16 protein-coding genes and 1 riboswitch are annotated in these 19440 nt (G+C 62.6%); of the genes, 6 read left to right on the top strand and 10 right to left on the bottom strand.

The genetic code is table 11. The annotated features are described in order from the left end of the window. Positions 1–26: 26 nt before the first annotated feature. Both ACYVL5_RS04570 and ACYVL5_RS04565 read left to right on the top strand, forming a co-directional pair. Complete coding sequence (locus tag ACYVL5_RS04570; protein ID WP_460594373.1) at positions 27–1592, top strand: DUF3943 domain-containing protein; 1566 nt, start codon at positions 27–29, stop codon at positions 1590–1592. Positions 1593–1703: 111 nt separating this feature from the next. Beyond that, positions 1704–2711, top strand: a complete 1008-nt coding sequence (locus tag ACYVL5_RS04565; protein WP_460594372.1) for a sodium:calcium antiporter — start codon at positions 1704–1706, stop codon at positions 2709–2711. A gap of 77 nt (positions 2712–2788) precedes the next feature. On the opposite strand, the gene ACYVL5_RS04560 is transcribed toward ACYVL5_RS04565, so the two are convergent. Next, positions 2789–3313, bottom strand: a complete 525-nt coding sequence (locus tag ACYVL5_RS04560; RefSeq protein WP_460594371.1) for a Ros/MucR family transcriptional regulator — start codon at positions 3311–3313, stop codon at positions 2789–2791. Between the two features lie 486 nt (positions 3314–3799). Continuing rightward, a riboswitch (SAM riboswitch) is annotated at positions 3800–3903 on the top strand. Positions 3904–3971: 68 nt separating this feature from the next. Here ACYVL5_RS04560 and ACYVL5_RS04555 point away from each other — a divergent pair. After that, positions 3972–5120, top strand: a complete 1149-nt coding sequence (locus tag ACYVL5_RS04555; RefSeq protein WP_460594370.1) for a trans-sulfuration enzyme family protein — start codon at positions 3972–3974, stop codon at positions 5118–5120. Further along, on the top strand, positions 5117–6253 hold the full coding sequence (locus ACYVL5_RS04550) for a trans-sulfuration enzyme family protein (protein WP_460594369.1): 1137 nt from the start codon (positions 5117–5119) through the stop codon (positions 6251–6253). The genes ACYVL5_RS04555 and ACYVL5_RS04550 overlap by 4 nt, the downstream gene beginning before the upstream one ends. Positions 6254–6351: 98 nt before the next feature. On the opposite strand, the gene ACYVL5_RS04545 is transcribed toward ACYVL5_RS04550, so the two are convergent. Continuing rightward, positions 6352–7551, bottom strand: a complete 1200-nt coding sequence (locus ACYVL5_RS04545; protein WP_460594368.1) for a molecular chaperone DnaJ — start codon at positions 7549–7551, stop codon at positions 6352–6354. Between the two features lie 249 nt (positions 7552–7800). On the opposite strand from ACYVL5_RS04545, the gene ACYVL5_RS04540 reads away from it, so the two are divergent. Both ACYVL5_RS04540 and ACYVL5_RS04535 read left to right on the top strand, forming a co-directional pair. Then, a complete protein-coding gene (locus ACYVL5_RS04540; protein WP_460594367.1) occupies positions 7801–8748 on the top strand; it encodes an ADP-ribosylglycohydrolase family protein in 948 nt (315 codons plus the stop codon). 215 nt (positions 8749–8963) lie between these two features. Then, entirely contained in the window at positions 8964–9164 is a 201-nt protein-coding gene (locus ACYVL5_RS04535; protein WP_460594366.1) for a cold-shock protein, read from the top strand. Positions 9165–9387: 223 nt separating this feature from the next. On the opposite strand, the gene ACYVL5_RS04530 is transcribed toward ACYVL5_RS04535, so the two are convergent. From ACYVL5_RS04530 to purB, 8 genes are all read right to left on the bottom strand, one after another. Then, a complete protein-coding gene (locus ACYVL5_RS04530; protein WP_460594365.1) occupies positions 9388–9939 on the bottom strand; it encodes a YaeQ family protein in 552 nt (183 codons plus the stop codon). A gap of 2 nt (positions 9940–9941) precedes the next feature. Further along, positions 9942–10634, bottom strand: a complete 693-nt coding sequence (locus tag ACYVL5_RS04525; protein WP_460594364.1) for a YkgJ family cysteine cluster protein — start codon at positions 10632–10634, stop codon at positions 9942–9944. Positions 10635–10784: 150 nt separating this feature from the next. Further along, positions 10785–11333, bottom strand: coding sequence for an orotate phosphoribosyltransferase (pyrE, locus tag ACYVL5_RS04520; protein ID WP_460594363.1), 549 nt, complete (start codon positions 11331–11333; stop codon positions 10785–10787). Beyond that, positions 11330–12757 (bottom strand): amidophosphoribosyltransferase, encoded by a 1428-nt coding sequence (purF, locus tag ACYVL5_RS04515; RefSeq protein ID WP_460594456.1) that lies wholly within the window; start codon positions 12755–12757, stop codon positions 11330–11332. Before purF ends, pyrE begins: the two co-directional genes overlap by 4 nt. A gap of 149 nt (positions 12758–12906) precedes the next feature. Then, positions 12907–13731, bottom strand: a complete 825-nt coding sequence (locus ACYVL5_RS04510; protein WP_460594362.1) for a phosphoribosylformylglycinamidine synthase subunit PurQ — start codon at positions 13729–13731, stop codon at positions 12907–12909. A 290-nt stretch (positions 13732–14021) separates the two neighbouring features. Next, the gene (gene purL / locus ACYVL5_RS04505) at positions 14022–17009 is read right to left on the bottom strand and encodes a phosphoribosylformylglycinamidine synthase subunit PurL (RefSeq protein WP_460594361.1); all 2988 of its coding nucleotides are present in this window, start codon (positions 17007–17009) and stop codon (positions 14022–14024) included. After that, positions 16999–18078: a mechanosensitive ion channel family protein gene (locus ACYVL5_RS04500; protein WP_460594455.1), complete on the bottom strand. Its 1080-nt coding sequence runs from the start codon at positions 18076–18078 to the stop codon at positions 16999–17001. Before ACYVL5_RS04500 ends, purL begins: the two co-directional genes overlap by 11 nt. Beyond that, on the bottom strand, positions 18071–19366 hold the full coding sequence (gene purB, locus ACYVL5_RS04495) for an adenylosuccinate lyase (RefSeq protein WP_460594360.1): 1296 nt from the start codon (positions 19364–19366) through the stop codon (positions 18071–18073). Before purB ends, ACYVL5_RS04500 begins: the two co-directional genes overlap by 8 nt. Positions 19367–19440 lie beyond the last annotated feature (74 nt).

Here is a 19440-nt window from a genome sequence, read left to right as displayed (position 1 = left end):
ATCAATAACCGCTTTCGGAGTGCTCTATGAGACCTGCTTCCGGTTCATGCCGATCCCGCCGGTTCATCCTCGGCATGCTGATCGTGCTGCTTCTTCCCTTTACCGGCACCGGGACCGCGGAGGCATCGGACGAGATACGCCCCGCGGTGGCCTATTCCCCCGCCCGCCCGCTCCCGGACGGACTGAGGAAAGCGGAGGCAGGGACTCCGCCGGCAGCCTCGGGGGCCGAAACGGCTTCTGCGCCGGCGCCACGGGAAGCGGGCGATGTGGTGCACTCCTGGGAGACCGGTGAGGGGAAGAGCTACCTCATCCCCGCCGTGGAGGTTCCCGCCTTTCTCTTTCTGCTGAACATGTACGACCGGGTGGCCTATGAGGACGACCGGTCCGAAACCGGAGAGCGGACCTACTATTCCGACTTCCATTCCATCTGGCGCCACCTGAGCCGCCAGGAGTGGGAGTACGACCAGGACCCCTTCAACGTCAACCAGTTCGCCCACCCCTACCAGGGGGCGACCATGTACGGTCTCGCCCGCTCCTGCGGCCTGGGCTTCTGGGAGTCCTGGGCCTACTCCAATGCGGGGAGCTTTCTCTGGAAGATGGGGGGAGAGACCGGCCGCCCCTCCATCAACGACATGGTCACCACCGGGAACTCGGGAAGCCTCCTCGGCGAAGCGCTTTTCCGCATGTCCCAACTGATCCTGAAGGAACAGGGGCCCACTCCGGATCTCGGCCACGAGTTGGGGGCGGCCATCGTCTCTCCCACCACCGCCTTCAACCGCTTCGCCTTCGGCGACCGCTTCAAACCGGTCTTCCCCAGCAACGACCCGGCCACCTTCTGGCGATTCCGGCTGGGGGCGATGATCGACGCCGAGCAGGATGCCACCCTTGATTTCGCCATGTCCTACGGACTCCCCGGCAAGCCCGGCTACACCTACACCCGTCCCCTCGATTACTTCGACTTCCAGATCTCCGGACAGGCGAGCGAGTCCAACCCGGTGGGAAACGTCCTCTTGCGCGGGCTCCTCTACGGAAAGAGCTACGAGCCGAGCGAGCACACCCGCGGCATCTGGGGGGTGTACGGAAGCTACGACTACCTCTCACCCACCATCTTCCGGGTCTCCAACACCGCCCTTTCCCTGGGCACCACCTGGCAGAACTGGCTGGCACCCGAGGTGGCCCTGCAGGGATCCGCCCTGGGCGGGGTCGGCTACGGGGCCGCCGGCGTCACTCCCCGGGCCGACGGCCAGCGCGACTACCACTACGGGGTGACCCCGCAGGGGACGCTCTCCTTGCGGCTCATCATGGCCAACCGGGTGGCGCTGGAAACCGTGGCCCGTGGCTACTTCGTGAGCGGCACCGGCTCCGACAACGCCGAAGGCTCCGAGGCCATCGTCCGTTCCAACACCAACCTCATCTTCCGCATCTTCCGCCGCCACGGCCTGGGGCTGCAGTACATCGAGGCGCTCAGGGTCGCCAAGTACGGCAACCTCCCGACCCGCCGCCAGGATAACGGCACGTTCGGCATCTTCTACACCTTCCTGGGCGATTCCCACCTCGGCGCGGTCGAGTGGGGCGACTACGGAGCCCGCTGATCCCCTTTTCCTTGCGGCCGAAGTGTTAATGAGCTACAATCCCGCCCTTGGTCCGGGGGAGTCCCCTTCCTGCCGGCCGCACTCCCCTCCCCCTTTCAAGAAAGTGACCACATGAACTACCTCATGCTGCTGGTGGCCTTGATCATCATCCTGGTCGGCGCCACCGTCTTCACCAATGGCCTCGAATGGTTCGGCAAGAAGATGAACCTCTCCGACGGCGCGGTCGGAAGCATCTTCGCCGCGGTGGGGACCGCCCTCCCCGAAACCCTCATCCCGATCATCGCCATCACCTTCGGCTCCAAGGAGGCCGGCCACGCCATCGGGGTGGGCGCCATCATCGGGGCCCCCTTCATGCTCGGCACCCTCGCCCTTTTCATAAGCGGCCTGGCGGTCATCTTCAACCGCTCCCGACGCAGCGACTACCCGGTCATGCGGGTGGACACCGTGGTGATGCGGCGCGACATCGAGTACTTCCTCGCCCTGTATTTCGTGGCGGTCACCTGCACCTTCCTCCACCATCCCGTCCTCAAGGTCTTCATCGCCATGACCCTCTTCGTCTGTTACGGCGCCTACGCCCTGAAGACCATCAAAGGGAACAACGAGGGGCCGGTCGAGGAGGCCGACCTCGATCCCTGCTACTTCGCCCCCAAGGCCCACGATCCCCATTTCGCCATCATCCTCTTCCAGGTGATGAGCTCGCTCTTCTTGATCGTCTGGGGCTCCTACATCTTCGTGGAAAAGGTCCAGGTGATCTCGGCGGAGATCGGCGTCTCCTCCTTCATCCTCGCCATGATCATCGCCCCCATCGCCACCGAGCTCCCGGAGAAGTTCAACAGCGTCATCTGGATCAGGAAGGGAAAGGACACCCTCGCCATCGGCAACATCACCGGCGCCATGGTCTTCCAGAGCTCGGTGATCACCGCCATCGGCATCCTGATGACCAGCTGGGAGCTCTCCCATGCGGCCCTCATCACCGTTTTCCTCACCTTCGCCTCGGTCGGGCTCGCCTACGCCCAGATCAGGCTCAAGAAGCAGCTCACGCCGTTCACCCTCTTGGCCGGGGGGATCTTTTACGCGGCCTTCGTGACCCTGGTCTTGACCGGCCACCTCGATAAATAGAGGTATCGCCATCAAGAACGAAAGAAGCCGCCCCCCGGTAAGGAGGCGGCTTTTTTGCTTTTGCGGCAGGCGGGCGGCTAGAGAGCGGCCTTGGCTCCCCTGGCGGCCGCGGCAGCAGCACGGGCCGGCTTGACCGGTTTCACCGGCTTGACGGCGGCCGCCTTGCGGGCCTTGATGTTGGCCATCCGGACCTCCCGCGCCTTGGCGAGGTTGTCGGCCAGCCCCCGCTCCTGCGCCATCTTGCGGCGGGAGTCGGAATAGTTCTTGGCCGACAAGGCCTGCTTGCTGGGGATCCCGAACATCTTCTTGTACTCGCCCGGCTTTAAGCCGTGCGAGCTGCTCAGGTGACGAGCCAGCGTCTTGAATCCCCCCTTGCCGCATACCATGCAGGCTATCTCTCCTTTGCGGAAAGCTTCCTTCACGGTCAGCGTAGTACTACTCTTGGCCGACTCCTCTGGTACTTCAGCAGACTCCCCTGCTTCCAGATTCTTCAGAGCATTGTGTACCTTGTTGATCTCGAAGATCAGTTGGTCAGAGGTCATCGGTGTACTAGAGGCATGCGATGCCACAATCTGTGCTGCGATTTCAACGAGAGTAGCCATGTGGTATCCTCCATACATAATAATTCAACAATGAGATATTAATGACGCAGTTCATGATGGTTGTCAAATTATTTTTTTATTTTTAGCTAATAAATCCCATTTAATTGCCAGCACCCTTTTTCCTCCCCCGCTATCGACCTTGAGCGCCCAGTTACAGCAGGCGCGCTGGAAGGTATCAGGCTGCTCGCTCTTTCGTTTCAATGTAAATCAGTGAGGATAAAGTGGCGGCGGATGTCTTCCCCACCAACTCCTGCAAAGTAAGGCACGGATCACAGAGAGCACCGGTGGATAATATATACTCATGGAGGGTGTTTCCTGCATCGACGCAGGCTCCTTCTCCCCGGGTAATCCGGTCGAGTAAGTCGCGCGAACATTGTTGACAGAAACGATCCAATTCAGCATTAATGGCAAAAGAAATTGTTGACAGGAACGATCTGACTAAGTATTAGTAGCACACATAACGGAGCCACCGCTCCGGCACGACATGACTTATCGAGAGCGACCGAGGGACTGGCCCTACGACGTCGCGGCAACCTCCCCACCAGGGGAAGGTGCCAAATCCAGCGGAACGAAGTTCCGGAAGATAAGGAAGCGCGGACACCCTCTACGAGTCCCCTTCCGACACCCCGGAAGGGGACTTTTCATTTGGAGGAAAACGATGAAAGCAGCTACCACCGCAGCACACATCGGCTTGCAGAGGGAATCGAGAACCGGCTCGGTCACCGTGCCGATCTACCAGACCGCGACCTTCCGCCATCCCGGCCTCGGTCAGAGCACCGGCTACGACTACAGCCGATCAGGAAACCCGACCCGCCAGGCGCTCGAGGAGGGGCTCGCCCAGCTGGAGGGTGGCTGCCGCGGCTTCGCGTATGCCTCCGGCATGGCCGCCATCACGAGCCTCATGTTCCTCTTCAGCCAGGGTGACCACCTGATCGTCACCGAAGACCTCTACGGCGGGAGCTACCGGCTTTTCGAGAAGACCTTCCTCCAGTTCGGTCTCACCTTCAGCTACGTGGACACAAGCGACCTGGCGGCGGTGGAAGCGGCCATCCGCCCCAACACCAAGGCCCTCTTCGTCGAGTCGCTCACCAACCCCCTTTTGAAGGTGGCCGATATCGCCGCGCTTTCCGAACTCTGTAAGAAGCACCACCTTCTCCACATCGTGGACAACACCTTCCTGACCCCGTACCTGCTCCGCTGTTTCGACCTCGGGGCCGACATCACCGTCTACTCGGGGAGCAAGTACCTGGCCGGCCACAACGACACCGTCTGCGGGCTGGTGGCGGTCAAGGACCCGGAGCTGGCCGAGAGGGTCTACTTCCATCAGAACGGGATCGGGGCGGTGCTCGGGCCGCAGGATTCCTTCCTCACCATCAGGGGGATGAAGACCCTGACACTGAGGATGGAGCGCCAGCAGGAGAACGCCCAGGCGATCGCCGAGTGGCTCTTCACCCATCCCCGGGTGGGAAAGGTTTATTACCCCGGGCTCCCCGAACATCCGGGGCACCAGATACTGAAGGAGCGCGGCACCGGTTACGGAGCCATGATCGCCTTCGAGGTGACCGAGCCCCACCTGGTGGACCGGCTCTTGATGAACACCCGGTTGATCTCCTTCGCGGAGAGCCTCGGGGGGGTCGAGAGCCTGATCACCTTCCCGCAGGTGCAGACCCACGCCGACATCGAGCCGGAGACCCTGGACCGTCTGGGGATCAACCACCTCCTTTTGAGGCTGTCGGTGGGCATCGAAGACAAGGACGACCTGATCGCCGACCTGGCGCAGGCATTCGAAGAAGGAGAACAGGCATGAAGTTCGCGACCGAACTGATCCACGGCAAAAGCCCCATCGACCCGGAGTTCGGCTCCCTGAGCCACCCCATCTACCACAGCTCCACCTTCGCCCAGCGCTCCATGGACGAGTTCGGCCGCTACGACTACGCCCGCTCCGGCAATCCCACCCGGGAGGCGGTCGAGGAAGCGGTGGCGGGGCTCGAAGGCGGCACCACCGGGCTCGCCTTCGCCTCGGGGATGGCGGCCATCGGCTCCACCTTCATGATCTTCTCCCCCGGCGATCACCTGGTGGTCTGCGAGGACGTCTACGGCGGGACCTTCCGGCTCCTCTCCACGGTCATGAAGAACTGGGGGCTGGAGGCCACCTTCGTCGACGCGACCGACACCGCGGCCATCGCCGCCGCCGTCACGCCGCGCACCAAGGCGCTCTACCTGGAGACCCCTTCCAATCCCCTTTTAAAGGTCACCGATCTCAAGGCCGCCGCCGCGCTCGCCAAGGAGAAGGGGCTCTTGACCACCGTCGACAACACCTTCATGACTCCCTACCTGCAGCGCCCGCTGGAGCTTGGCTGCGACATCGTGCTCCATAGCGGCACCAAGTTCTTAAACGGCCACTCCGACGTCATCTGCGGCTTCGCGGTCGCCAGGGATCCCGAGCTCGGCAAGAGGCTCAAGTACGTTCAGAACGCCTTCGGGGCCGTGCTGGGGCCGCAGGACTGCTGGCTGGTCTTGAGGGGTTTGAGGACCTTGAAGGTGAGGATGGAGGAGAGCCAGGCCGGCGCGATCAGGATCGTGGAGTGGCTGAAAAAACAGGAGAAGGTGGTGAAGATCTACTATCCGGGCCTTCCGGAGCACCCGGGTTATGAGGCCCACCGGGCGCAGTCGTCGGGTCCGGGGGCGGTCCTCTCCTTCGAGCTCGACAGCTATGAAACCGCCGCGAAGCTCGTGGCCGGTGTGAAGCTGGCGGCCTTCGCCGTCAGTCTCGGCGGCGTGGAGAGCATCCTCTCCTACCCTGCCAAGATGTCCCATGCCGCCATGCCCCCCGCCGAACGGGAGGCGCGCGGCATCAAGGACACCCTGGTCCGCCTCTCGGTGGGACTGGAGGACCCGGAGGATCTCATCGCCGACCTGGCGGGCGTCCTCGGCGCCTAGCAGCAAAAGGGGTACTGGCCAGTCAAGGTGCCAGTACCCCTTCTCTCGTCCGACCTGTCCGACCTGTCCGACCAGCGACCTTTCAAACAGCTATCCAGTTACCGGTTCCAGCTAAAACTTACCGTCTTCACCCCCGGCACCGCCAGTTTGAGCCTTGCCAGCCCGGCCTCGGTGATACTGCTACCGGAAGTGGTGAGGCCGGTAAGCCGCGGGAAGTCCCGCAGGGCCATAAGCCCCCGGTCGGAGATCGACGTCTGGTACAGGTAGATCCGCTTCAGATTGACCAGCGGCCTGATGGAGGCCAGCGCCTGGTCCGTGAGCCCCGCCCCCGAAAGATAGAGCTCCTCCACCCCGGTCAGCAAGGCCAGCGCGGTGAGATCGGCATCACGGAATCCGTAGAGATAAAGAGCCTGCAGGTCGTCGGGACGCAGCGTCTCCAGTGACGGCAATCCCCCCACCTTTTCGCCGTTGATGTCGAGCCGCACCTCCGCCCCTTCCGGGACCGGCAAAGCCCCCGCGGCGCGTCCCCATTTCTTCCACTTGCTGTAATTTACCGAACCGCGCTCCCTCAGGTAGGCGAGCCCGTCGCCAAGCCCGGCAGGAAAAACCACCGTCTTCCCCGACCACGGACGGGAAGCCCTGGACTGCGGCCCCGGCGCCTTTTCGCCCCCCCGCAGCCGTGCCAGCCTGCGACGCGCCCGGTCGATGTTGAGATCGACCGCGGTCACCAGGTCCGCCAGCAGGCTCTCGCTCACCACTCCCTCATCGAGCCTGAGCTTCAGCCGGACCGCGAGGCTTCCCCGCAGCTCCGCGAGGCGGGCGGTCATCTCGGCAAGCTCGACCCTTTCGGCCGCGATCACCCGATCCAGCCGGCGAAGCTCCTCCAGGGCACCCGGACGCGAACGCCACCACTCCCGCAAGATACCTTCCAAAGTCCGGGTATCCTCCTCGGCATAGGCCCGGTTGGCGCGGGACATCAGCTCGGTCCGCTCCTCCTGGCTGGCTGTCGCGTCGGCCAGGTCGGGGTGCACGGTCTTGGCAACTTCACGGTAGAGGGTCTTGATATCCTTGGCCTCGGAACGCCACCCACGGCAGGCGGCCAACGCCGCGGAATCGAGGTCGTCAGCGCCGTCGGAGCCGTCAAGGGCCAGTTGCGCTATCTCGGCCTCGATCGACTGGAGTTCGGCCAGCCGTTTCCCCAGCGTCCGGTCATAGAAGGACTCGATATCTGCCAGTTCATCCTGTACCTGCTGCAACTCCGCACGGGTTTCCGCGAGACGACGCCGGAGACTGTTCAATTGGGCGACCTTCTGTTCAAGTATGGGGTGCTCGCTCAACTTGTGGCCATAACCGGACATACAGAGTCACATCCTTTTTACCCTGACACAGATCATCCTTCTATTTGGCCCTACGTTACCACGATTGGAGATCATACACAAAGCCTTTGAAGAGCCCATGCCCCTTGCCGCTCACGCAATCTATGTTATCCCTATTAAGTGACGGCCGGCACTTCCCAACCAACGCCAAGCGATGCAAAGGAGAGAGCCATGGATGTCGAAAAGGGAATGACCGCTACCGCTTTCGCCGACCGCTGCCGGGGAGCGATTTGGGGGCAATTCATCGGCGATGTCGCCTGCCGCGCGACGGTCAAGGCGTTCGAAGCACCCGCCCAGCGTGTGAAGGCGGATGTACGCCACCCGGGCGACCTCTCGCCCTACGGGGAAGCAGCGCTGCTGCTGCTCCAGTCGGTCGCCGACCTCGGCTACTTCTCGGCCCCCGATTTCGGCCCCCGTTTCGTGGCCTACTTTTCAGCCGAGGGATACCGCGGCGACCTCGACCTGGCGGCCCGCGGCACGATCAATAACTATCTCACCTTCACGGCCCATCGCCGCAGTTCCTCCTACCACTACCAGGGAGGGGCCGACGACGACGGCCCTTCCACCCTTACCCGGCTCGCTCCCATCGTTGTCAACCGCAGCCTGGAGGGGTCCCTCCTGAAGGTGGTGGAGATAGCCACCCGGGTCTGCCAGGACAACGAGCGCGCGATCACCTATGCCAAGTGTCATGCGCTCATCACGCGCGACCTCCTGAACGGGAAGGAGCTCAGGGAGGCGGTGAAGGGGGGGGCCAAGGCGGTGTCGGGGGAAGGTGCGGCAGGCCGGGAGTTGGCCGCCGCCATCGAAACCGTCTTCTCCAGGCTTGACCGCACGGTGCGGGAGGTGACCGCCGAGTTCGGGGAAGGATCGCCCCTCCGGCAATCCTTCCCGGCCGCGCTCCACTGCGCGCTACGAAACAGGGACGCTTTCAGAAAGGCGATCGAGGAGACGTCCCAGGCGGGCGGCGACGCCACTGCCAGAGGGGCCATGGTCGGGACGTGGCTGGGTACGCTTCTCGGGCTCCAGGGGATACCTGCCGGCTGGGCGGGAATGATTCACGGCAAGGACGAGATCGGAAGCTGCATCGAGAAGGTCATCGCCACCGCGATAAAACCGTAGCACCTGAGGATAGTTAGCCGAACCGGAAGGCCTCCTGCGACTTGGCACTGGACTAGCCGGGAGGCCTCTCTCATAGCATTTCAGGGACAGTATTAATTCAATCGATTTTTTTAAAATAATTATATTGACAATGACTGGACAACACTGGTAGAGTGCACCATCCGTGGATTTACCCGGGATCAACCTCAAAGAAGTAAAATGGGAGAAGTAAGTAAATGGTAAACGGAACTGTGAAATGGTTTAACGACAGCAAAGGGTTTGGCTTCATCGAGCAGGAGAATGGCGAGGACGTTTTCGTGCACTTCTCCGCTATCATGGGCGAAGGCTTCAAATCCCTCACCGAAGGCGACAGCGTAACGTTCGAAATCGTGAAAGGCCCGAAAGGCCTTCAGGCTGCTAACGTCTCCAGGGTCTAATCCACACTCCACATAGCGTAGAACATTACCGAGAAGCCCCGGATATTTCCGGGGCTTTTCTTGTTTCAGCCTCCCGTTCATACCTTTAAAACCAAATCCCCCTTATTCTCGGGGGGACTTACCACGGCGTCCCCCCTTTGAAAAGGTTCTCGAAGAATTCCGGGGAAGACGATCGGCGCAAGGTCCCCCCTTGATAAAGGGGGGACAGGGGGGATTTTGTATCCTACCCCGCCAATGCAGGCCCGCTCAGATGTTTCAGCGCGCTCTCGACCGTCTCTCCCCCAACCGTCAGATAAAGATTTCCCTCGGTCACCGTCAGCGACCAATCGATAACCCTCTGCAGCCCGGCAGCCAGTCCCTTCAGGAAAGCATAATCGAGCGCCACCACGGTAAGGTTTCCGCACCCGGCGAGCTTGGCGAGGTGCTGATCGAGCCACCGGCTCAAGTTAGGACCGAAGGCAAAAAGGACCGCCCGCTCCACGTGCCGGCACGATTTGGCAAGCCGCTCCGGATCGGGCATCCCCACCTCGACCCACAGCCGCACGCGCCCGTCCGGTTCCTTGCTCCAGATGTCGGGTTCGTCGCCGGAGCCGACCCCCTTGGCGAAGCTCGCCCCTTCCTCGTAGGTGAGGCAGTACGCCAAGAGCCTCGCCAGCAAACGCTCCTCGGTCTCTGAGGGATGCCTGGCCGCCGTGGTCTGCAGCTGTTCGTAGACCTGGCGATCCAAATCGGAGACGTTCACCGAAGCCCGGTAGATGGTAGATGGAAGTGCCACGCTTACTCCTCGCTTTCGTTATCCCAGGGGCGGAAATCGGCGAACCACCCGGGCCAGTCGAAATTGTCAAAATCAATCATCAGGGCCAGCGGTATGAAGGTATCCAATTCCTGCACCCGCTTCCCGACCAGTTCCCGGGTCAGCTGCCGGAAAAGGGCGACCTCCTGGCGGAAGATGGCGTCGAACGGAGCGGATATCCCCGGCAGCGTGAGCGGATCGGACTCCGTGAAGTTCATGGTGCACCACTCGTCGTGCATCACCTCGCCGCTCGTATCGACGAACGGGATCCCGTGCAGCCGGCAGGTCATCGGACGGTGATCGTAGACCAGGCAGCGGCCGTCGCCGTCCAGCAGGACACAGGGAGTCTCGTCCTCGTCGGGCATCAGCGCCTCCCAATCCTCGTCCGGGCGATGATTGAGAACGAAGGGGTGGGCAAGTTCCGGCCCCTCATCCCGCATCAAACCGAGGCGCCCCTCGCACTTGGCGAGCACCCGCTCCTTCACCTCCGGGGAGAGCGCGTCGAACCCCCTCTTGAGGAAAAGGGCGTCCAGGAGGGTAATGTCGAAGAGACCCCGGCAGCAGGAAGAACAACCGGTCCCGCAGGCGATCTTCTCCGGGTAGCGCTCCATGCAGCGGGCGAACCAGTCGTCGATGAGGCTCAGCAGCTTCTTATATTCGGTGAGAATGTTTTCCATTTCTCCAGCTCACTTTTACTCGGCTCCCCTCCCCCCCCCTGGGGGAGAGGTTGCCCGAAGGGCGGGTGAGGGTGCTTTGCCCCAGCCTGAAAAACAGGAAAGGCGGCAATGATGTTGCCGCCTTTCCTTACCTTACCTTGCTCGCCGACTCTAGGCCAGGATCTCCGACTTGGTGAAGATCGCCTTGAGCCAGTACCCTTCCTTCTCGATGTTCTCGCGGCCCCCCTCTTCGCGGTCGACCAGGGTCACCACGCCGAGCACCTTGAGCCCTTCCTCCTCGGCCCTCTTGATGGCCTTCATGGAGGAGCCGCCGCTGGTCACCACGTCCTCGACGATGACCACCCGGGACCCGGGCTTGAAGTTCTTCCTCCCCTCCAGCCAGGCGCCGGTACCGTGGCCTTTGGGCTCCTTGCGGATGATGAAGGCCGGTACCGGCTTGCCTTCCAGGAAGCTCACCACCGAGGTAGCGGTGGCGATCGGGTCGGCGCCCAGGGTGAGCCCCCCTACCCCTTCGAGGCCTTCCACGTCCTTGACGGCTTCGTAGAAGAGCTTGCCGGTCAGGTAGCCCCCTTCCGGGTGGAGAGTGGTCTGTTTCCCGTCGAAATAGAAATCGCTCTGACGGCCGGAGGCCAGGGTGACGTTGCGCTTCTCGTACGAGAGTTCGATGATGATCTTCTTCAGCCTTTCCTTCTCGGTCATTTCTTCTCAATCTCCTTTTCGAATAGCCCCATCTGCGAGTCATCATCCATTTCCAGACGCGGGAATTTAACCGGGTACCCCCCGGTAAAGCAGGCGTTGCAGTAGCCGCCGTTATCGGCCCCCACCGATTTCATGAGCCCTTCTTCGGAGAGGTAGCCAAGCGAATCGGCGGTGATGTAGCGGCGGATCTCGTCGATGGAGTGGGAGGAAGAGATCAGCTCCTTGCGGTTGGGGGTATCGATCCCGTAGTAGCAGGGGTAGCTGGTGGGGGGCGAGGAGATCCTCACGTGCACCTCGGAGGCGCCGGCGTTACGCACCATCTTGACGATCTTCCTCGAGGTGGTGCCGCGCACGATGGAGTCGTCGATGACCACCACGCGTTTTCCCTTGAGGACCTCGCGGACCGGGTTCAGCTTGATCTTCACGCCGAAGTGGCGGATCGCCTGCTGCGGCTCGATGAAGGTACGCCCCACGTAGTGGTTGCGGATGAGCCCAAGCTCGAAGGGAAGACCCGATTCCTCGGCGTAGCCGAGTGCTGCCGGCACGCCGGAATCCGGGATCGGAATGACGATGTCGGCGTCGACCTTGTGCTCGCGGGCGAGCTGCCTCCCCTGCTCCTTCCTGACCTGGTAGACGTTGCGGCCGAAGACGTGGGAGTCGGGGCGGGCGAAGTAGACGAACTCGAAGATGCAGGGGCTGGGGGCGGCCTTCTTGAGCGGGAAAAACGAGTTCATCCCGTTCTTGTCGATGACGATCACCTCCCCCGGCTCCACCTCGCGGATGAATTCCGCGTCGATGAGATCCAGCGCACAGCTCTCGGAGGCGATCACGTAACCGCCCCCCAGCCGGCCGAGGCAGAGGGGACGGAAGCCGTTGGGGTCGCGCACCGCGATCATCCTGGTCTCGGTCAGGAAGAGGAGGCAGTAGGCGCCGAGGATCCGGTTCAGGGCGTCGGTGAGGCGGTCGAGAAGCGAGTTGGCCTTGGAGGTGGCCAAAAGGTGAACGATGATCTCGGTGTCCATGGTGGTCTGGAAGATGGACCCGTATGCCTCGAGCTCGTCCTTGATGATCTGGGCGTTGACGATGTTGCCGTTGTGGGCCACGGCGATGGAGCCGCGGGAATAGTCGACCATGATCGGCTGCACGTTCTTGATCACCGAGGAACCGGTGGTCGAGTAGCGGACGTGGCCGATGGCGGATTTGCCGGGGAGGGATTTGAAGATTTCCTGGTTGCCGAAGACGTCGGCCACCAGGCCCATGCTCTTGTGGGCATGGAGGGCGGCGCCGTCCGAGGAGACTATCCCGCAGCTCTCCTGCCCGCGGTGCTGCAGGGCGTAGAGTCCGAGATAGGTAAGGTTCGACGCCTCCGGGTGGTTGAATACACCGAAAATGCCGCACTCTTCTTCAGGCCTCAACAACTTCATCTCTTCCACATGCTCTCCTTATTAAGATCGGATACTGCCTACGTGCCGCTGATTTAACCTGCGAAGCGAAAGCTACGCCGTATGTCGTCCCAGACCCGCAGCCGAGTGCCTGGACGAAAGGTATCGTCTGGTACCGGTGTGACGGCAGCCTACAGGTTCTGCCTCACGTACTGGGCAGCGTTCCTGAAGAAGATCAGCCCGTCCCCTTCTTCGGGGAGGTCCTCGCGGGTCCAGCGCGGGTGCTGGGTGCGATGGACGAAGGCCTCCGGATGGGGCATAAGGCCCATGAGCCTGCCGGTCTCGTCGCAGACACCGGCGATGGCGTTGAGGGAGCCGTTGGGGTTCTCCGGGAACTCCATGGTGGGAGCCTGGTAATTCTTGTCGGAGTACTTCAGGCAGGAGAGGTGCTTCCCTTCGATGGCGTCCAGGGTCTCCTGGCAGTCAACGAGGAATTTCCCTTCGCCGTGACGGATCGGAAGGTAGACGCCACCTTCGACCCCCTTGGTGTAAAGCGACGGCGAGGCGGGATCGACCTTGAGGTAGCACCAGCGGTCCTGGAAGCGGCCGTTGGCGTTGTAGGTAAGGGTGGCGGTCTGCTTCAGGTAATCGCTGCCGAGCGCCGGGAGCATCCCCATCTTGACCATGAGCTGGAAACCGTTGCAGACCCCGAGGATCAGCTTGCCGTCGCCGATGAAGCGCAAAAGCTGCTCGACGAGGCGCTCGCCGCTGCCGTCCACCGCCGCGTAGCGGAGGCGGTTGGCCTGGGCCTTGGCGCTCCCCAAGTCGTCGCCGTCCAAAAAGCCGCCGGTGAGGTTCAGGAAGTGGTAGTCGTCGAGGGTGACTTCGCCCGACATGAGTTCGGAGATGTGGGCGATGCGGGCCTCGTCGAAGCCCCCAAGCTTACAGGCGTGGGCGGCTTCCATCTCACAGTTGGTGCCGTTGCCCGTTATGACCAGAGCTTTAGCCTTTGTCATCTAGTAGTCCTCTGTATGTGCGGAACGCGCAGAACGTCCCATTATGGCATAATCGAAATATTTTTGTCACTCGGGGAAACAATTCCAAAGAGTTAACGAATTCTGTCCAACCTCTGTTACAAAAGCTCCCCTCGCCCCTTCAGGGGAGAGGGGCGGGGGTGAGGGAGGTTGTTACAGTCTACCCACACCCGGCCTTCGGCCACCCTCTCCCGGAGGGAGAGGGCACCACTTAAATCCTTATACCCTCGCCCTCCGGGAGAGGGGCAGGGGTGAGGGAGGGATGGCTCCAGTTACAGTTCGCGAAGCGGGGCCTGCCAGGCTTCTTTGAGCTTGGCGAGATCGGATTTGACCACCTGCTTGCCGTCCACGCCGGTAATGGCGAGGAGCTGGTCGTTGGTGACCACCCCGATCCGGGCGCAGACCGAGCCGGCCATGGCCTGCTCGAAGGCGTCGGCGTTCTCCGGCTGCACGGTCACGAGGAGCCGGGAAGCCGATTCCGAGAAGAGAAGCGCGGCATCGGAGAGCTTCCCGCCGTCCTTGACGGGAACCTTGGAGAGCTCCACCGACATCCCGAAGCCGCCGGCGAAGGCCGCCTCGGCAGCGGCGACCGCGAGGCCGCCGTCGGAGAGGTCGTGGCAGGAGGCAACGAGGCCGTTGTTGAGTGCCCCGTGGTAGGCCTTGTAGGTGGCGAGCGCCGCCTGGGCGTCTACCTTCGGCACGTTGTTCCCGACGTACCCCTTGGCGGCCAGGTATTCCGAGCCGCCCAGCTCGTCGGCGGTGGCACCGAGAAGGTACACGAGGTCGCCCGGACGCTTGACGTCCATGGTGACCGCCTTGCGGGCATCCTCCATCTTCCCGATGACCGAGAAGAGGAGCGTCGGCGGGATGGAGATCTTGGTGGTCCCGTCGTAGAAGTCGTTCTTCATGGAGTCCTTGCCGGAGATGAGCGGCATGGAGAAGGCGGTGCAGTAGTCGTAGAGCGCCTTGTTGGCGCGGACCAGCTGGGCCATCTTGTAGGGCCCGTCCGGAGTTCGGTCGGAAAGGACCGGGTCGCACCAGCAGAAGTTATCGAGGCCGGCAACGAGATCGGGCGAGCCGCCGACGGCGATGTAGTTACGGAAACCTTCGTCGATGGCGTTGGCCGCCATGTGGTAGGCATCGATGTCGCTGTAGCGCGGCGAGATGCCGTGGCCGACGACCACCCCCTCGAAGGAGTCGAGGATAGGACGGACCACCGCCGCATCGGAGGGGCCGTCGTTGTCGGCGCCGGTGAACGGCTTCACGACGCTGCCCCCCTGGACCTCGTGGTCGTAGCGGCGCACCACGCTCTCCTTGGAGCAGATGTTCAAAGAGGAGAGAAGCCCAAGGAGATCACCGGTGTAGTCGGCGGCCGGAGCGATCTGCGGCTCGGGGTTGACCGGCGGCTCCCACTTGGCCGGGATCTGCATGGGGGGAAGCCCCGCGTGCATGAAGGAGAGCGGCAGATAGGCGACGGTCTTCTCGCCGTACATCATGTGGAAGACGCCGGAGTCGGTGAAGGTCCCGAGCACGGTGGCCTCCACGCCGAAGCGCTTGGCCATCTCCATGAAGGCGTCGAGGGACTCGGGGGGAACCGCCAGGCTCATCCTCTCCTGCGCCTCGGAGATCAGGATCTCCCAGGGAGCGAGCCCCGGGTACTTGAGCGGAGCCTTGGCGAGGTCGAGCTGGCAGCCGCCGCACTCTTCCGACATCTCGCCGATCGAGGAGGAGAGCCCCCCTGCCCCGTTGTCGGTGATGAAGCGGTAGAGCTTCTTGTCGCGGGCGCGGATCAGGAAGTCGAACATCCGCTTCTGGGTGATCGGGTCGCCGATCTGGACCGCGGAGACCGGGGAATTCTCGTTCAGCTCTTCCGAGGAGAAGGTCGCGCCGTGGATGCCGTCCTTGCCGATCCGGCCGCCGGCCATCACGATCAGGTCGCCCGGGACGATCTTCTTCTGGTGGGCAGGCTCGCCCTGGATCTTGGCCGGCATGATCCCGGCGGTGCCGCAGAAGACCAAAGGCTTCCCGGCGAAGCGGTCGTCGAAGACCAGCGAGCCGTTCACGGTCGGGATCCCGCTTTTGTTGCCGCCGTGCTCGACACCTTCGACGACACCTTCATAGATGCGGCGGGGATGCAGCAGGCGCTTGGGGAGCTCCTTCGAGTAGAAGGGATCGGCGAAGCAGAAGACGTCGGTGTTGAAGATGAGCTTCGCGCCCATACCGGTGCCGAACGGGTCGCGGTTGACGCCGACGATGCCGGTCAGCGCCCCGCCGTAGGGATCGAGGGCGGAGGGGGAGTTGTGGGTCTCCACCTTGAAGACCAGCGACCAGTCGTCGTTGAACTTGATGACCCCTGCGTTGTCCTTGAATACGGAGAGGCAGTAGTCGCGGTCGCCCTGGGCGGCCCGCACGTCGGCGGTGGTCCGCTGGATGTAGCTCTTGAAGAGCGACTTGATCTTTTCGGAGTTCCCCTCGTTGTCCTCGTAGGATACGTCGGCGGAGAAGATCTTGTGCTTGCAGTGCTCCGACCAGGTCTGGGCGAGCGCCTCGAGCTCCACGTCGGTCGGGGACGCGCCCAACCCCACTTCGGCGCGCTTCTTCTGCACCTCGGGATCGCGGTAGTGGGCCTGGATGATCTTCATCTCGTCGAGGGTCAGGGCAAGCACACCGTCGCGGCTGATCCGCATCAGCTCCTCGTCGCTCACCTCCAGGTCGACGGTGTTGACCTCGGCCTTGGCCACCCCCTGCACCTTCGGGACGTAAGGCGCCACCCCGCCCTGCCTGGCGAAGGTGGCGGCGTCCAGGATCTGGTAGCGCTGGATCAGCGTGTTGCAGAGAAGGCCGGTGGCGATTCTTTCGGCATCGGCGGCGGAAAGGGCGCCGGAGATCAGGTACTGCACCGAGGAGTAGACCGCCTCCCCTTCGGCCAGAGGCTGGCCGAGCAGGTAGCCGATCGCCTCGCCGGCGGTACGGCCGACGTTGTCGGTGACGCCGGGGCGAAAGCCTACTTCGATCAGGAAGTCGAACCCGGCAGCGGCGGCCTTGTCGACGTGGTACTCCTGGATGACCGGATCGCAGAAGGGACCGGCAGCCACCTTGTCGAGATCCTCGGCGCTGAGCGCCGCGTCGACCGTGTAGACGTCGATGGTGCGGACCGAGGCGACCTCCAGGTGGAGGAAGTGCTCGATCTCGCGCTTGATCCGCTCACCGCGCGGGTCGCGGACCTGGTCCTTGAGGGTAATTTCTATCCTATGGGGCATTGGTTGCGTCCTTTTCCATGAAAACCGTCCTGGTGGGGTACGGTATGTTGATGCCGTACTCGCGGAAGGCGGCCGCTACGGCTAGCACCACGCTGTCGGTGGCGACGGCGAGCGACCGGGAACCGGAGACCCAGAAGCCCAGGGAGAGGTGAACGACACCGTCCCCGAAACCGGTGCAAAGCGCCTTGGGGGCGGGGTCCTTGAGTACGTCGGCCACCCTGGAGGCGGCCTCTTCCATCACCTTCCTCGCCTTCTCCAGATCGCTCCCGACGGTCACCCCGAGGCTCACCGAGCCGGTGGCCCGCAGATCGGGGAAGTCCATGTTGATCACCGTGGAGTTGCAGAGCTCGGAGTTCGGGATGATCAGGAAGGTGTTGTTGACCGCCTTGATCCTGGTGCTCCGAAGCCCGATGTCGACCACGTCCCCCTGCTGGTTGCCGAGCTGGATGCGGTCGCCGATCCGAAACGGCATGTCGATCATCAGCGTGAAGCCGGAGATCATGTTGGCCAGGGTGTCCTTGGCGGCCAGGCCGATGGCCAGGGAGCCGACACCCAGGGCGGTGACCAGCGACAGGATGTCGTAGTTGAAGTGCTTAAGGGTGATGATGAGGGCGGTGCCGACCAGGAAGATGCTGAAGAGCTTCTGCACGAGCGGGATCAGCTGGCGGCTCATGTCCGGCCCGAGCTTGTCCCCGTAGCGCTTGAGCATCTCGTCCATCACGCGATAGACGATGTTGGCGACGATGACGATGTTGATGACGAAGACAACCCCGGCGGCGATGCCGGTGAGCCGCTCCGGAAGCGGAAGCCTCTTGATGACCAGGTGGAGGCCGGCGAAGTTCAAAAGGAGGGCCGCCGGAGAGGAGATCCTCTCCAGCGTGGTCTCGACCAGGTCGTGTCTGGTCAGCCGGGTGTAGTGCGCACCTATCCTGACCAAAAGTCTCCGCAAAAGGCGGGAGAGCAGGTAGAAGACGGCCAGGATGGCCGCCGAGATCAGCGTCTGCTTAGCCCAGAAGAGGAAGAAGATGTCCCCCTCGTCGGGCGCGAAGAAGGAGAGGATGTTATCCACCAAAGACCCTCGTGAAGATGGTGTCGACGTTTTTCATGTGGTAGCCGAGGTCGAAGGCCTCCTTGATCTCGTCGGCGGCCAGGAACCCGGTCACCTCGGCATCGTTTAAAAGCTCGGTCTGGAAATCCTTCCCTTGCTCCCAGACCTTCATGGCGTTTCTCTGCACGAGGGCGTAGGCCTTCTCGCGGGAGGCCCCGGCCTCGGCGAGCTTCAAGAGCACGCGCTGGGAGAAGATCAGGCCGCGCATCTGGTTCAGGTTTCTCATCATGTTTTCCGGGTAGACCACCAGGTTCTCGATCAGGCCGATGGCGCGGTTGAGCATGAAGTCCATCAGGATGGTGGCGTCCGGGCCGATCACCCGCTCCACAGAGGAGTGGGAGATGTCGCGCTCGTGCCAAAGGGCCACGTTCTCCATGGCGGAGACCGCGTAGCCGCGGATCAGGCGGGCCAGGCCGGTCAGGTTCTCGGAGAGGACCGGGTTGCGCTTGTGCGGCATGGCGGAGGAACCCTTCTGCCCCTTGCTGAAGTACTCCTCGGCCTCCAGCACCTCGGTCCTCTGCAGGTGGCGGATCTCGACGGCGAACTTCTCGATGGAGGAGGCGACGATGGCGAGGGTGGTGAAGTACTCGGCGTGACGGTCGCGCTGGAGGACCTGGGTGGAGCAGGGAGCGGGCTTGAGGCCGGCCTTTCTGCAGACGTACTCCTCGACCTTGGGGTCGATGTTGGCGAAGGTACCGACCGCACCGGAGAGCTTGCCGTAGGCGATGGTCTCGTTGGCGGCCTGCATCCTCTTCAGGTTACGGGCCATCTCGTCGTACCAGAGCGCCATCTTAAGGCCGAAGGTGACCGGCTCGGCGTGGATGCCGTGGGAGCGCCCCATCATCGGGGTCATCTTGTGCTCGAAGGCCCGCTTCTTGATGACCACCATGAGCTTCTTGATGTCCTCGATGATCAGCTCGCCCGCCTCCTTGAGGAGCATGGCGAAGGAGGTGTCGAGGATGTCCGAGGAGGTGAGCCCCAGGTGGACGAAGCGGGAGTCGTCGCCGATGTAGTCGGCCACCGAGGTCAAGAAGGCGATCACGTCATGCTTGACGGTGCGCTCGATCTCGTCGATGCGCTCGACGTCGAAGCTTGCCTTGGCGCGGATGCGGTCCACCGCGTCCTTGGGGATCCTCCCCATCTCGGCGTGGGCCTCGCAGGCTAATATCTCGATCTCAAGCCACTTGCTGTAGCGGTTTTCCGGCTCCCAGATGCGGGCCATTTCGGCTCGGCTGTAACGTTCGATCAACTTGATTTCCCCCTTCTGTGTGTTTGCTAAAAAGAAAATCCCCCTAGATCCGGCATCGGAGACGCCGGGCTTGA

It is taken from the genome of Geomonas sp. Red276, from assembly GCF_054784495.1.
This window is presented reverse-complemented; position numbering and strand designations above follow the sequence as displayed.

Excerpts from the sequence above, each read along its gene's own strand:
- pyrE (WP_460594363.1), bottom strand. The coding sequence starts at position 11,333 with ATGACCGAGAAGGAAAGGCTGAAGAAGATCATCATCGAACTCTCGTAC.
- purF (WP_460594456.1), bottom strand. The coding sequence starts at position 12,757 with ATGAAGTTGTTGAGGCCTGAAGAAGAGTGCGGCATTTTCGGTGTATTC.
- ACYVL5_RS04525 (WP_460594364.1), bottom strand. The coding sequence starts at position 10,634 with ATGGAAAACATTCTCACCGAATATAAGAAGCTGCTGAGCCTCATCGAC.
- ACYVL5_RS04570 (WP_460594373.1), top strand. The coding sequence starts at position 27 with ATGAGACCTGCTTCCGGTTCATGCCGATCCCGCCGGTTCATCCTCGGC.
- ACYVL5_RS04550 (WP_460594369.1), top strand. The coding sequence starts at position 5,117 with ATGAAGTTCGCGACCGAACTGATCCACGGCAAAAGCCCCATCGACCCG.
- ACYVL5_RS04540 (WP_460594367.1), top strand. The coding sequence starts at position 7,801 with ATGGATGTCGAAAAGGGAATGACCGCTACCGCTTTCGCCGACCGCTGC.
- purL (WP_460594361.1), bottom strand. The coding sequence starts at position 17,009 with ATGCCCCATAGGATAGAAATTACCCTCAAGGACCAGGTCCGCGACCCG.
- ACYVL5_RS04560 (WP_460594371.1), bottom strand. The coding sequence starts at position 3,313 with ATGGCTACTCTCGTTGAAATCGCAGCACAGATTGTGGCATCGCATGCC.
- ACYVL5_RS04535 (WP_460594366.1), top strand. The coding sequence starts at position 8,964 with ATGGTAAACGGAACTGTGAAATGGTTTAACGACAGCAAAGGGTTTGGC.
- ACYVL5_RS04510 (WP_460594362.1), bottom strand. The coding sequence starts at position 13,731 with ATGACAAAGGCTAAAGCTCTGGTCATAACGGGCAACGGCACCAACTGT.
- ACYVL5_RS04555 (WP_460594370.1), top strand. The coding sequence starts at position 3,972 with ATGAAAGCAGCTACCACCGCAGCACACATCGGCTTGCAGAGGGAATCG.
- ACYVL5_RS04565 (WP_460594372.1), top strand. The coding sequence starts at position 1,704 with ATGAACTACCTCATGCTGCTGGTGGCCTTGATCATCATCCTGGTCGGC.